This is a genomic window from Glaciimonas sp. GNP009 (assembly GCF_054343755.1).
In genome coordinates this window covers 125,649-140,111 of the sequence record NZ_JBTGUV010000004.1, presented here as the reverse complement: position 1 = coordinate 140,111, position 14,463 = coordinate 125,649, and the positions used below count along the sequence as shown (strand labels likewise).

Sequence of the window (14,463 nt, the reverse complement as noted above, 5' to 3'; positions counted from 1 at the left end):
CTAGGTGAGTTGGCTTTGCGACAAGTTCGCTTCGATTCATTTCTGGCATTGTTTTCGGTACTTTGGTTGACGAATATCAACTCACCTCGATGTGCTTTTGATACCGCATACCTTCCTTACATCATGCACATGAGGCAGAAATACCATGAAATCTATACCAATTTTACTTTTTATGACTGCTCGCCTCAAACAATTCACGTGCCAGAAATTTTTGGACCTGGACATTCATATTGTTAGGTGAAGCATCGCGCGTATGTCTCAATTTTGTATTTTCAGCACCTACTTTAGGTAATACTATTGACATATGTTGAAGCCATGCGATAAATAGATCAGGCATCATAAATGCCGCAATTTTTTCATCGGGTGGTCCTTCGAAGACTTTTTTGACAAACTCCTGAAAACGTTTATCAGTGAGATCGTTCTTAATACCTTCGGGCAAATAATTCTTGAGGGTAGCGGGCAATACCGTTTTGAAATGCGCTAAAAAAATCTGCTTTGTTTGTGGTTGAGTTCCCGCATATCCCAGAAATGCCGCCTGTGAACTGAGTATGGCGTCGGCGTTCCGACGCAGACCGTTTTCTGAGTAGTGCCCATATTTTGATCTGTCTGCTGTAAGATAAAATTCCTGGTGACCGTCCGGTATTGCCAAATGTGACAACTCATGTTGTAAGGTGTCCTGCAACGAACTGGGGTTGTTGATTGGTGATAAAAATGTTGTGGTTGTCAGATAAAGCTCGCCACGCTCAGGGCCGCCTTCATAAGTGTAGGCTGAAATCGTGTTGGCAAAGAGCGACGCCTCCTGAGGTGCGCTTTCTATATGTTTTTCCAGGTTATATCGGTAATGTATTCCTTGCGGGCTGATTGACGGCGAGATAATGCGTAGCTTATTGATGTTGTAGGGAGCGGCGCAACTGCCAAATTTTGATATTGTTCGTACCAAATTATCTTTGTAGGCCATTGTCAAACTTTCTTCAGCAACGTGAAAAAAAGCAGAAGCATGCTGCCAGAATGGTTGTGGGTCGTTCTTCGCCCAGTCTGTCAACTGACCGGCAAGTGAGTAGCTATTGGCGTATGCAGCACTAATATCGTGGGCAAATTTCGCTCCATAAATAGCACTTATTTCAGATAAGCCTTTGGCACGCACCGCAAATGTCCAGCCTCCAGCCTCTGTCAGTACTGAGGCTGGAGGGGGACCAAATACCGTTTTCCAGAGCCGCGATGTCATTTTTTGTTGCGGCATGATGAAGTTGGTTTCGTAATCATCATTTAAGTGGTTCAGCTCTTTTACCTGATCAACGTAAAGGTCTGCTAATTCGCCATAAGACTGTTGTGTCTGGCAGAGTTGCAGGCCTAGTTTGCACACATCTTTCAGTGCAGTGGCCGCCCCTCCCAAATGATCAGAGGATTCATGCTCTAGCTGTAAGTGTACTTCTTGCCAAAACTGCGTCAAATCCCGCAGCCTATTTGCTGGCACAGTGCCGCGTCCCCATGTTAACGTGCGTAGCTCCTTGCTGGCGGCAGACACGGTCAATTTCGGCTTGCTAACCATGCGAGCGGTTAAAGCGAGAAAATCTTGTGCGAGTTGGGGAATTTTTTGGAACGCATTTTCAATTTTTTCAGCATCGCGTAGCATTTCAAGTCGAAGCAGCGAGCGCTCATAAAAAGGAAGGTTTTTCATATCCAGCGTAACAAGATGATTGATTGCCTTAGTCCGTGCCGACTCTCGTGGTAAGGGCGTGATGTTAAAGCCCATCATGCTACAACTTGCTTGCAAAGTACCAGGTGGCGCTCGCCTCACTCTGCATCGCTTTTCTTCAAACGCCTCAGCAGAAAGTTCTTCGAATGCATTTTTTTGGTTCGGGCCATGGCGATATATGATGTTGCCGCTCTCATCTTGAAAGCTGAAAATAAATTGATCGGCATTAAAATTATCAACGTACATCGTCGATGCTGACCAACCTTCTGGTAAGTTAAACCCCTGTTTTATTGCGTCATCAAAAGAGGTAATAGTCTTAGGAAGCTCAGAGACTGGTGTAATCAAATGATTATTTGTTACGTGCCAGTTTTCGCCGTCATATTTCATATCAAGGCGTAAGTCGTTTGGAATACCTTCTCCCATAACGCGACGTTCCGTGCCCGGTCCAGATTTCTCTTCCAGTAAATAGAATTCGTCTTCAAGCTTGACATATTCACGGCCTCCTAAGCTATAGACGCCGCTTTCTGGCCGTTCCGGCGCTTGGTCAAAGAAACTCTGGTACTCAAGCTTGCGCACCGCGTTGAGAATTTTGTTGTTGTACAACATATCCGCTACGTCCGATGACGATGAGAGTTGTGGAAAGTTTTTCATGAACCTGGAAAAAACTTGCGGATCTTCATCGACCAGATGTCCATATCCTTTAAACCATTGCTCAGTCTGCAATTCCAATTTTTCTTCCGATTCATTCCAGAGGTAACCCACTTTTTTTTCTGAACCATCTAAGGCCATGACCAGATATATCGGTCCACCAGCCATCTTTTGTATGAGTCCTTTGGGGGACAGGTTATGCGGGATATTGAGCGTGTTTCCCTTAACTGAAATCGTGTTCGGAAGCGCGCTGACGGTTGCTGGTGCGGTATCGACAAATTCGGAAATGCCAGTTCTGAAGTGCAAATCTTCTGGTTTGGTAGCGAGATGTGTACTTATTTCAAGTTTCGTGTGTTCTATCGGTAAGCCGGCTTTTGGGCTTATTTCGGGAGGTTGTTTTGAAAGATGCTCTGTAGCCTTAGATGCAGCAAATTCGTTCGGTGACCTGTAGTTAAAAGGAGTACGAACAGAGGGTATTAGATAACGCGCCTGATCAGCTTTAACCAGTCCGGTAAAGCAAAATAGCGCATCCATCTCTACCGCTAATCCTTGCTCGGCTTTACCATCCTCGGTTTTTGCCGGCAGTGCGATCATTTCTGCAGTATCCATGATGGCGATCACGCAATTACCTCCCGGAATCATCCCAATAATAAATTTTCCAAGTGCATAAATTTCGGAGTGAAAGATTTCTTCAGTTAACGTTGGAGACAGTGGTTGCGAAGGGGAGGCATCAGTAAACCTTTCATGTATTGTCGGCGAAAAGCTCTGTAAGCCACTCACGACTCTGGCAATTTTGTCAAAATTCTCTGCATGGATAAAGGTAGATGTAGCCTCGAAGGTGGTGTGATTGGATGGATGTAACCGAACCCCGCTGGTAAAGCTGGCATGATTTTCGTTCACATACTTATTGACACTACCGGCTTGATGTATTTGTTCCGTAATTTTTGAAACGACGGGCGATCCCCAGGAGCGCTCTTCGGAAAATAAATAATAGTCAGAAGGCGCATCGTTGTTTATTGAACCGGTTCGTATAATGAGGCCTGATGTTGCATTAAACACGGCTTTATAAGAGACATCAGCATGTTTGGCTTCATACAAAATTACTTTCGGCACAAACACTTCTAATTGCGCAGCTTTACCTGATGCGATTAAGTTCTCTCGATCCCATAAAGGTAAATGCTCTAGGCCGTAATTGTATAAATTATATTTGCTGAGTTTAAGTTTATTTAACGCATTCTTGGATTGCAGTTTGTGGAGCGCATCTCCATTAAACCGATCATTCACACTTAATAAGAATTCCTCCTCATTAATTTCGACTTCCTGCATGAGTCGGATCTTTGGTATGTCAGGTGCAATTAAGGTCGCAAGTGCGAACTTTATCCGTTCAGATGGCGTTCCCAAACGCTCACCCGACATATTTTTTGTCTGCCAATTGTAGGAGCGCATCAGCGCTTGTCCAGTGGCAGATGGCCATGCCGAAGGAGACATATCAATCACACTATGCAGTCCCGCCTCACGTAAAACTGCGGGCGTAAGGACCTGGCTAGTTTTAGCTGGAAATTGATTAATAAATCCCGCCCCGATGCTCATTAATGTGCTGTCATGGCTGTGGTACGGCGTATGGCGAAAATCAGCATGCTCAATGTTAAGTCGTGTGCTGAACAAAGGATCAATATCAATTAATACCGCCTCGGCAAACCACCTTGTGAGTGTATTGAACCGGTTACGATCGGCTCCACTCAGCGAGAGCGCTGGCAATGCTAGCCGCTGAAGAACCGTCGCTTTGGTACGAACTGCAAATTTGGACAATTTATCCAGTGTAGGATTAGTGTCTAGTTCCGCGCTTACATGGTCGTGTACAAAATCCTCTAAGCTTTGCGCGCTAGATGATCCATTTATTTGTACTAAAGCACTGAAAAATAACTTCGCGACGTCGTTTTGCAGTTCTGCCTGCTGTTTGGCTGGCTGCGGTTCTGCAGGGTCAATCCGAGCGCCTCCGCCATCAGCAGAAAAACGATGGGATTGCATCGCATATTTCAACATCGCGTACTCATACTGATCCACCGATACCTTGTTTCCCCATGTACGTGGCATTAACGGCGCGAACGCGTCCAGAAGCTGATAAACATTTGAGATATGATCATTATGTCGCTGGAATGCGATACCCTTTAATCGCTCGTCTTGCGGGACGTTCGTAGGCCAGTGTTGGTAAGCGTTTATGCCGCTCAACATCGCTGCTTTGTCTATCGAAGCATAAGCCTGATTTGTAGGAGATGAGAATTTTGCGATGCTGGTAGTAACAGGAGTGGAACCCGGAGCTGCAGTTACCGTCGGTGCCGGGGGAGAGGAGCTTCTGATCAAAGAAGCAGATGTCTCTTGTTTAGCTTCATCATCTGGCGGCCGATATGGACTCTTCAAAAAGACAGGCGCATCCTTGGCTACCTGCAATAACCTCCGCGAACCCGGTAACTTTTGTAGGTGGTCGTCTATATGCTTGTCAGATTCTGAAAGGCTGTTTCCGATGTCTTTCAAGGTCGGTAAGTGCGACGGTTCGACCTTCGCAGTACTAGTGTTTTCGCGTTCGATAGGTCCCACCAGATACGTCCGTCCAGTTGTATTCGCCAACACAGGAAAGTGCATGCCAGGATGATCACGGTAAGCCGACCAAATTGGCATGGGATTAATTCCAGTGACTAGCCCTAAAACTGCATGGGCCAATTCTGTTTTACCGATTAGTGGGCGGATTGAGTCCTGCAATATAGGCGTGTTCATCTCTCGAATTGCCGCCGTTCTTTGTTGTTCCTGTTGTTGGGCTATCTTTTCAGCTTTATTTCTCACCCCAATGCGTTCTTTGCGCTTTAGTCTAGGTGCTTTTGAATGCGGTGAATTCACGCGATGCAGGGACGTTTCAGAACCGTTACAGCTTTTGAATCGCGTACTGAATTGGGATGGAGTGCCTGGGCTAGTACCCTGTCGTCGAGCTGCGGAGCTCTTAAAAGAGGTTGGGGTTGAGGGAGTGGAGATGACGAGACCCATGAGCATCCTTTGATGATGTTAATAACCGGTAACTATGAACAACTTAGAGGTTGTAAAGCAATGACTTTTCTGCGCATGTTCACGGATATTTAATTGCGCTTTCAGTGAGGTCATGCCATTTAAAACTGCTCGGTGATAGCTGAGTGAAGATGGTAAAAATCAAAATGAGGTAGGCTGTTCGTCTCTTCTCATACCAACTAAAAAAGAATTTCATGTCCTTCTGAACGCAAAAGAAAGTGGTTCAAAAAAGTACGAGGCGACATTGTTTAATTGCGGTGGTTTATCTAAATTATCATTGCCATTTTCATCTGTCGTTAGGACGAGAACGAAAGTCTAATTTGTTATGCTCAAGAGAGAGCTGATATGCAACAAGCGACAGAAAACTGGAACGAACAAAGAGAATACTGCCAGTAGTACCGAAACCGTAATGTAGTGGAGCGATTCTGCGAATGTCACAAACCATGTAGGCTTGTACTGAATCAATATAAGTTACAACAAACGGGCTCAACGCATAGGTATATTCGCAACACTAGCAATAGCGATTTCGGTTTTTTAGTTAAAATAAAGTCGATAGGCCTTCATGAATTTTTGATATTGCATAACGACCTGACAGCTAACACACATCAAATCCATGGGTGCGACATCAGGTGTTTTTTTTGCGTCGGCTTGCGTCAAACAATTCACGTACCAGAAGTTTTTGGATTTGAGCATCTAAAGGGTTAGGTGAGGACTCGCGTTTATGTCTAAAATTTGATGGTTGAGCGTCTCCAGTGGGCAGTGTTTTCAACATGTGTTGAAGCCATGATACAAATATGTCGGGCATCATAAACGCCTTAATTTTTTCATCAGGTGGCCCTTCGAACAATTTTGTTACAAAACCATCAAAGCGTTCCTGATTGATAGCTCCTTTGATGCCCTGGGGAAAATGCTCTTTGAAACGAGAGGGCAATACCGTCCTGAAATGCGTTAGAAAACCTAGTTTCATATCCGGTGGATTTTTTATATAACTCAGAAATGCCGCCGGTGAGCCGAGTATCGCGTCCGCGTGCCGACGCATCCCGTCTTCTGAGCAATGGCCGAATTTTGATTGGTCTGCAGAGAGATAAATTTCCTGCTGACCCTCTGGAATTGCCAGGTGTGCCAACTCGTGTCCCAGAACTTCCTCCAGCGTCATGGGGCTATTAATGGGTGATAAAAATGCTGAGGTCGTTAGAAATACCTCGCCCCGCTGCCCACCCTCCCAATTCTCTTCAAACGTATAGGCTGTAATCTCGTTGCCAAAGAGCGAAGACTCCTGAGGAGCGCCTTTTACGTGGTTCTGCAGGTTATATCGATACTGAACTCCTTCTGGGCTGATTGCCGGTGAGACGATGCGTAAATTGTCGGCACTGGCCGGAGCAGCGTGATTCCGAAAATTCGACAGTACTCCAATCATTTCCTTTTTGTAAGCTAGCGTTATATCTTCAGGGATAACGTGAAAAAACGCAGAAGCGTCCTTCCAGAATGATTCAGGGGCGTCTTTCGACCAGTCGACCAAATTTTCCGCATGTTCATGGTTGGTGGCGTAAGCAGATAGGACATTATCAGCAAAGTTTTGTCCATAAGCCTTTCTTATTTCCGATATACCTCTCGCATGTATCTCGAATGTCCAGTCTTCAGCCTTAGTAAACTTTGTGGTTAAAACGGGACCTATAACCACTTTCCATAAGCGGGTTGTGGCTTTTTGTTGTGGTATGAGGAAGTCAGTTTTGTATTCATTACTTAACCGATTCAACGTAACTACTTTTTTAAGATAAACCTCTTTCAGTTCAATATAGGATCGCTGGCTCTCGCAGAGTTTCAGGTTCGTCTCGCAGATATCGTTTAACGCCGATTCCTGACCTCCAAAATCTTCAAACGATGCACGTTTTAAATGGTCCTGCACGCCTTTCCAAAAATTTGACAGGCGCAATAAACTTTTTGCCGGTACGGTATCAGTTCCCCATTGCAACGTCTTCATTTGGCTCATTATGCGCAGCCATGTTGATCTTTCTCTACGGATAAGGAGGGCTATGGTGGAAAAGTGTAGTTCCAGTTCAGGATTAGTGTGGAACACATTTTGAATTTTTTCAGCATCGCGAAGTATTTCAAGTCGCAGCAGTGGGCGTTCATAAAACGGACGCGTTTCAATGTCTAATGCAACCAGCTCATTGATCGCTTGTCTACGCATGGATTCGGATGGCAGAGGAGAAATATACGCGGCCGGCGAACTACAGCTTGCTTGCAAACTGACGGGTGGCGCTCGTTTCACTCGGCATTGCTTTTCATCGAATTTTTCAGTGGTAAGTTCTTCGAGTGCATCATTTCGGTCCGGGCCAGAGCGATACTGGATTCTGCCTTCCTTATCATGAAAGCTGAAAATAAATTGATCGCGGTTAAAATGATCAACGTACATCGTGGATGTCGACCAACCTTCTGGTAGGTTAAACCCCTGTTCTATTGCCGCGTTAAAAGAAGTAATAGTCTTGGGAAGTTCGCTCATGGGTGTAATCAAATGATTGTTCGTTACGTACCAATTAGCGCCGTCATATTTCATATCAAGACGTAAGTCTTCCGGTATGCCCTTTCCCAAAATACCCTCTCCCTTAATACGACGTTCTCCACTGGGCTCGGATTGTTCTTCGAGTAAATAGAATCCGCCCTCAAGTTTGATATATTCACGGTCTCCTACGCTGTAGATACCATGCTTTGCCTGCACAGGCGGATGATCAAAGAAACTCTGGTATTTGATCTGGCGCACGCTGTTGAGACGTTTGTTGTTGTATAACATGCCGGCTACATCTGCTGAGGATGAGGGTTGGGGAAATTTACGCATAAATGTGGATAAAACTTGCGGATCTTGATCGAGCAGATGTTCATATGACTTCAACCATTGATCGGTTTGCAATTCCAATATTTGTTTTGGCTCATTCCAGAGGTAACTCACTTTTTTTTCTGAATTAGCTAACCCCATGACGATATATATTGGCCCACCCTCAGACTTTTGTATAAGGCCTTTCGGGGCCAAGTTGCGCGGCACCCTGAGGGTGTTTCCCCGAACTGAAATCTTGTTAGGGAGCGTTACGATTTTAGCTGGTGTAGTGTCAATAAATTCGGAAATCCCAGTTCTAAACTGTAAGTCCTTTGGTTTCATCGCCATATGAGTACTTGCCGCAAGCTTTCTTCTCTCCTGCTTCAGATCCACTTTTGAGCCGGTTTCGGGCGCTTGTTTTGCCAGATGCGTTGTAATCTTGGATTCCGCAAATTCGTCTGAAGTTCTGAAGTTAAAAGGAGGGCGAACAGAGGGAATCAGATAACTTGCCTGCTCTGCTCTGACCATCCCGGTGAAACAAAATAAGGCATCCGTCCCTATTGCCATTCCTTGCTCCGCGAGACCCTCGTCGGTATTTGCGGGCAGTGCGATCATTTCAGCTGTGTCAAGGACGGCAATTACGCAACTTCCCTCTGGAATCATTCCAATAAGGAATTTTCCGAATGCATAAATTGTAGAATGGAGGTTTCCGGTTACGGTTGTCGATGGTGGTTTCTCCGCTGACGCATCGATAAATCTTTTATGTATCGATGGTGGGAAGTTGTACAACCCACTCAAGGCGATGGCGATTTCATCTGGATTTGTTCCAAATGTAAAGATAGATGAAGTCTCAAAGCTAATCTGGCTGGACGGCTGGAACCGGACGCCGCTGGTAAAGGTGGCATGATGGTCATTCACGTACCTTGTTACATCGCCCGCTATTTGTTTCGTAATTCTGGAAACAACCGGGGAGCTCCAGGAGCGCTCCTCTGAAAATAAATAATATTCGGAAGACCCCGTGCTGTGTGTGGATCCGGTTCCGACAATAAATCCAGATGTTGCAGTAAGTGTGGCTTTATAAGAGGCGTTATCGTCTTCGGCTTTATATAAAATCACTTCGGGTACAAATACTTCTAGTCGACCCTCACTACTTGAGCGGATAAGATTTTCTTGATCGGTTTGTGGCAAATGCTCAATGCCGAATTTGTATAAATGAAATTTACTTAACTCAAGTTCATTTAGCGCACTCCTGGACTGCTGTTCGTGAAATGTATCGTTATTGAACCGTTCGGCTGCACATAATAAGAACGCATTCTCTTTAATTTTGACTTCCTGCAAGAGCCGAATTTTGGTTAGTACAGGCGCCATCAGAGAAGATAGTCCGGCTTTCATACGTTCAGCGGGACTCTTTAAGAGCTCACCGGGCGTATTTGCCGGAAGCGAATTGTAAAAGCGTATCAGGGCAGCGCCGGTAGTCGATGGCCATGCTTGAGGAGAAAGATTAATCAAGCTATGCAGGCCCACCTCACGCAGAACGGCGGGCGTGAGGGGGTGGCTGGTTTTTGCTGGAAATTGATGAATGAATCCGGCCCCAATGCTCATTAATGTGCCGTCACGACTATGATAGGAAGTCTGGCCAAAGTCAGGATGCTGAATGTTAAGTTCCGCGCTAAGCAACGGATCCATATCCACCAATGTCGCCTCGGTAAACCAATTTACCAGCGTATCCAATCGGTGACGCTCCGTCGCAGTCAGTGAAAGCCCGGGAAGCGCCAGCCTCCTGAGCACTAACCCTCTTATTTGAGTAGCCAATTTAGGCAATTTATCCAAGGTGGGATTAGCGTGTAGATCCCAGTCTACAATGCTGTGTATGAAATCTCTTAAGGTTCGAGCGCCCAATGTTTCATTTATTTCTGCTAAAGCATTAAAGAATAGCTTCGTGGCTGCTTCTTTTAATTCTGTCTGCGGCCTAACCGTTTGCGGTTGCACAATGTCACTCAACCAGACCCTGCTGCCATCGGGAGCGCGCTGGAGCTGCGTCGCATACTTCAATATCGCGTACTCATATTGATCAACCGTTACCTCCTTCCCCCACTCGCGCGGCATTAAAGGTGCGAACGCGACCAGAAGCTGCTTAACATCGACTATATTATTACGGGTGTACTCGAGTGCTAGACCCTTTAATCGTTCGTCTTGCGGAACATTCGGTAGCCAGTGGTGATAAGCGTTGATACCGCTAAATATTGCTGCTGAGGTATTTAAAGAAGTTGTCTCAGCATCGGCGGTAAGGGCGGCCCAGAAAGTTTTAGGAGTAGGCTTAGGTTCTTGATCAGCTACGTGCCAATATCTTTCCCGGTTATGTTCAGGAACACTTGCGCCGACGCCCTGTATACCTCCCTTGGGCAGCGCTGGCAGGCTGTCATATACATATTTTCCACACTCTAAAAGGCCGTTCCCGATGTCTGCTAACGTGGGTATATTTGACGGTGTGACTGCAGCCGTATCATTGTTCCGGCTTTTGATGGGCGCCGTTAGCTTCAGGTCTTCAGTGGTCGTCGGTAAGATAGGAAAACGCGTTCCCGTCTGTTTACAATAAGCTGAAAATAATAGCGATGGTTTACATGCATTTGCTATCAGTACAATGGCTAGCGCCAATCCTGTTTTATTGATAGGTCCTTCCGCAGCGCATGAGCCAAGGCAAGAAACGTCGCCAGGATTCCCGTAAAATTGCGCGTAACCATCTCGCAGTGCGGCCATTTCCACTTGTTCATTTTCTTCATTTATTTTTTCATTTTTAATTTCCGTATTAATGCGTTGTCTGCGGGTTTCCCTGGGCGCTTTTGCATGATGCGACAATTTCACTTTGTGTTGTGAGGCATCAACACCATTGCAGTTTGTGACCCGAGTGCTAAATGTCGAACGGGCGCCGGCAGTTAAAGCCGGCGCGTGAGCTGCGGAATTCGCGGGGGGCGGTGACGTTGTGAGACGGGAGGTGATAGGGCCCATGGGCATCCTTTGATGATGTTATTGACAGGTAACGACGAGCGACCAAGATGCTGCGAAACACCGACTTAGCTGGGGATGTTTCCGGTTATAGTTTTTGGTTATCAATCGTGCATTTATTGATGCGAAGCCGTCTAACATGGCTGGGTGACAGTTAAGAAAAGATATAAATTGAAACTAAGGATATAAATTGAAGGTAAGACAAGTTAGTTGTTGCCTTGTACGCGCTAAAGCTTTCAAATTCTCGCCCTGTGGACGCTACCAATAGCAACTAAATAAGTACGGTATCGTATTTATTTAATTGCGTTGGTTTCTCTAAATTATCACTAAGCTTTTCTTCTGTCGCTAGGACTAGAACGAAAGTTTAGTTCTCATATGTGGGGTATTAGGTGGTGGCGTGGTCGCGTTATATTAGGACGCTCAGCCGTACTAAACGCTGTTATTCTTGATGGGTACTGCGTGTGCGCTCAGCTATCCAATTCAGGGTAGCGGCGAAAAATCCCTTGCTGGTTAAACGCCAGCCGTCTTGATGAGGCCAGGTATCGTGCTATCCGCGGCTGTGAAGCGACTAATTTGTACAATGCTATCAAACAGGGATAATCGGGTTCAAGTCTTTTCATGGTTTTTGGAAATGCATATCGCAATCCTGCGACTATCTGAAACATTGACAGGTCCACATAAGATAACGCGTCGCCGATTAAGTATTTGTCACTTTTTGGGTTGCTGACGATAATCGACTCAAAGTAATCCAAAAATTTCGGTAGCCTTGCACCAGTGAAGTCAGTTGCGCGCAGTAATGCTTCAGGCTTTTGATCTTTGTAATAAAGGCCACTGGCGACAGGGTGATGGGTATCGTGCACTTCGGTGACCAGATCGGCGATGGTGAGTTGTAGCTGATGGGCCCAGAGGCGCATTGCTTCATCTTCAGGAACTAAATGTAGACGTGGGCCCAAAAACAAAAGGATGTTTGCAGTTTGCCCAATGAATATATCGCCAGATTGTAAGAACGGCGGGGCGAACGAGGGTAACGGATTGACGCCATTTTCCATCAAACGCAGCATCGCCGCCACGCCCATCCCGCTTCGCTCCGATCGACGTGCTACGTCTGTATAGGTCGCCCCGGATTGCTCTAACGCGAGTCGAATAAATTCTCCGCGCCCTTGAATCGTCGGCCAGTAATATAGTTTATAACGCATGCCTTAACTATAGCCGGAAGATATTGGACAAGGCAAGGTCAAACAATCGTAGGTTATTAGAACCTACTGTTGAGTGACAGTATTTCAGCAGATAAATTCTGCACGCAGTAAGATATAAGAAGGATGAATACTTTAGTTAAAAAATATTCAACAAGGCGGATGTTGCGCTGTTTAGCTATCTGCATGCTATTAATTGGTGCGGGATCCGCTGTTGCCGCAGGAATAGTCAAGCCAGAAGTAGTGGAATCGCTTTCACCCGTAACCCTACGCGCCAGATATGCCGATTTGCGCGGACAACTTAGTCATAACCAGTTTAATAGGCCGTTATATCTCGACTCTACCGAGTCTTCCAGTCATTTGACGGGTGATATTTACGTATTAGTGGATTACCCATTTTCTACCGTCAATATAGCGCTCAATGATCCGTCGCATTGGTGTGACGTGTTAACGCTGCATCTTAATATCAAATATTGTCATGCTTCTGCAGATAAAAGTGGCGACGCGCTGCTGGTTAGCGTTGGGACAAAATACGATAAGCCACTTTCTCAAGCTTTTGATGTCACATTTTCGTACAGCGTAGCTGCGAAGACACCAGATTATTTTGCTGTGCGTCTTCATGCAAAAAACGGTCCCCTTAGTACGAGTGACTACCATATACAACTTGACGCAGCATCGCTTCAGGAAGGTAAAACTTTTCTGCATCTGACGTATTCATACGCTTACAGCTTCGCAGGGCGTTTAGCTATGCAAAGTTATCTCGCAACAATCGGTCGAGATAAAGTCGGGTTCACCATCCAAAATGGTACGAGTAAGCAATTGCATGCAAGCCCGGATTATATCGGCGGCGTGCGTGGCCTGGTGGAGCGTAATACGATGCGCTATTACCTCGCCATTGATTCCTACCTCTCCGCATTTTCTGCGCCACCCGCCGCGCAGCGTGAAATGCGGCTGCAAAGTTGGTTTACTTCTACCGAACAATATGCGAAACAGTTACATGAAATGGATCGTGCTACCTATCTTGAGATCAAGCATAGTGAGTATCAGCGTCAGCAGAAGCCATCGTCATAAAAGATCAATTGCGTTTTCGATGTGGATTAATGTATTCCCTGAATCATGCGATTGATTAGGCGCGGCATTACATCTGGTTGCTGCATGCGTTCTACCCACCACGCCAGCGCAGCACCATTCTCACCGGTTCGCCAAGCCAGATAAAACTGTTCATCCTGTCTCGGTTCTTCCACTTCTTTGGCGATTAACTGACCCGAAGCAAGCGCTGCACGCGCGCACGGTTCTGGCAAAAAACCAAAGCCGATCCCGGCAACTTGTAATGCGAACTTACTCTGCATATCGGGTACTGTTAAGGTATTTTGTCCCAGCAAAAGTCCGACAGTGCGCGCCGCCATTTTTCTGGCAGAATCGGCCACCGTAATGGCGCGATAGGGGTGCATGTCGGCTTTTCCTAAAGGGTGCGTTACTTGTGCAAGAGGATGGTTTGGCGCGACGGCAAAGACGAATGAAAGACTTCCCATCGGCTCGGCAATGTAGCCGCCACCAGCTGGGCCTTCACCCGGCGCTGCAATGAGCAGGTCGACACGACGATCAAGTAGTGCTTCCCACGTGCCATCCAGCGATTCTCGTGCAATGCGCAGCCGCGTATGATCAGCGACTTCATAGAATGCGGCGATATCAGTCACCAGTGCGGTTGCCAGCGCTCCGCCTGAAAATAGTGAATCCAACCCGATGGTGAGTTCAGTTTCCCAGCCGGAGGCCACGCGTCTGACGCGATGTTGAAGGTCTTCTGCGGCCTTTAAAATATAGCGGCCTTCTTTTAGAAGTTCAGCACCAGCTAAGGTTAATGTGACTTTTGGTCCACGTCTCTCAAATACTTGTACGCCTAAGTCCTGTTCCAGTTTGGCGACTGTGTAGGAAATTGTCGAGGGAACGCGATGTAAGGCAATGCCCGCTGCTGAGAATGAACCACGCCTGTCAATTGCATCCAAAATTTGTAACGCATCAAGGCTTAATCTAAGCATGCCAACTTTCGTGGGGGAAAA

At 46.2% G+C, this 14,463-nt stretch carries 5 protein-coding genes; 1 reads left to right on the top strand and 4 read right to left on the bottom strand.

Annotated elements, in window-relative coordinates; translation table 11 throughout:
- Positions 1–163: 163 nt before the first annotated feature.
- The 3 genes from ACXX82_RS01710 to ACXX82_RS01700 all read right to left on the bottom strand — a co-directional run bounded on the left by ACXX82_RS01710 (position 164) and on the right by ACXX82_RS01700 (position 12,409).
- Positions 164–5,236 carry a hypothetical protein gene (locus tag ACXX82_RS01710; RefSeq protein ID WP_458562263.1) on the bottom strand — a complete coding sequence of 1,691 codons (5,073 nt, stop codon included), beginning with the start codon at positions 5,234–5,236 and terminating at the stop codon, positions 164–166.
- 787 nt (positions 5,237–6,023) lie between these two features.
- Complete coding sequence (locus ACXX82_RS01705) at positions 6,024–11,072, bottom strand: hypothetical protein (RefSeq protein WP_458562262.1); 5,049 nt, start codon at positions 11,070–11,072, stop codon at positions 6,024–6,026.
- Positions 11,073–11,680: 608 nt separating this feature from the next.
- Positions 11,681–12,409, bottom strand: coding sequence for a glutathione S-transferase (locus ACXX82_RS01700; RefSeq protein WP_458562261.1), 729 nt, complete (start codon positions 12,407–12,409; stop codon positions 11,681–11,683).
- A gap of 123 nt (positions 12,410–12,532) precedes the next feature.
- Between ACXX82_RS01700 and ACXX82_RS01695 the strand changes: the two genes are divergently transcribed.
- Positions 12,533–13,477, top strand: a complete 945-nt coding sequence (locus ACXX82_RS01695) for a hypothetical protein (protein WP_458562260.1) — start codon at positions 12,533–12,535, stop codon at positions 13,475–13,477.
- A gap of 26 nt (positions 13,478–13,503) precedes the next feature.
- Here ACXX82_RS01695 and ACXX82_RS01690 read toward each other — a convergent pair whose 3' ends face one another.
- Entirely contained in the window at positions 13,504–14,442 is a 939-nt protein-coding gene (locus ACXX82_RS01690; protein WP_322239428.1) for a LysR substrate-binding domain-containing protein, read from the bottom strand.
- Positions 14,443–14,463: the final 21 nt, after the last annotated feature.

Coding starts and splice junctions, on each gene's coding strand:
- ACXX82_RS01700 (WP_458562261.1), bottom strand. CDS start 12,409: ATGCGTTATAAACTATATTACTGGCCGACGATTCAAGGGCGCGGAGAA.
- ACXX82_RS01695 (WP_458562260.1), top strand. CDS start 12,533: ATGAATACTTTAGTTAAAAAATATTCAACAAGGCGGATGTTGCGCTGT.
- ACXX82_RS01690 (WP_322239428.1), bottom strand. CDS start 14,442: ATGCTTAGATTAAGCCTTGATGCGTTACAAATTTTGGATGCAATTGAC.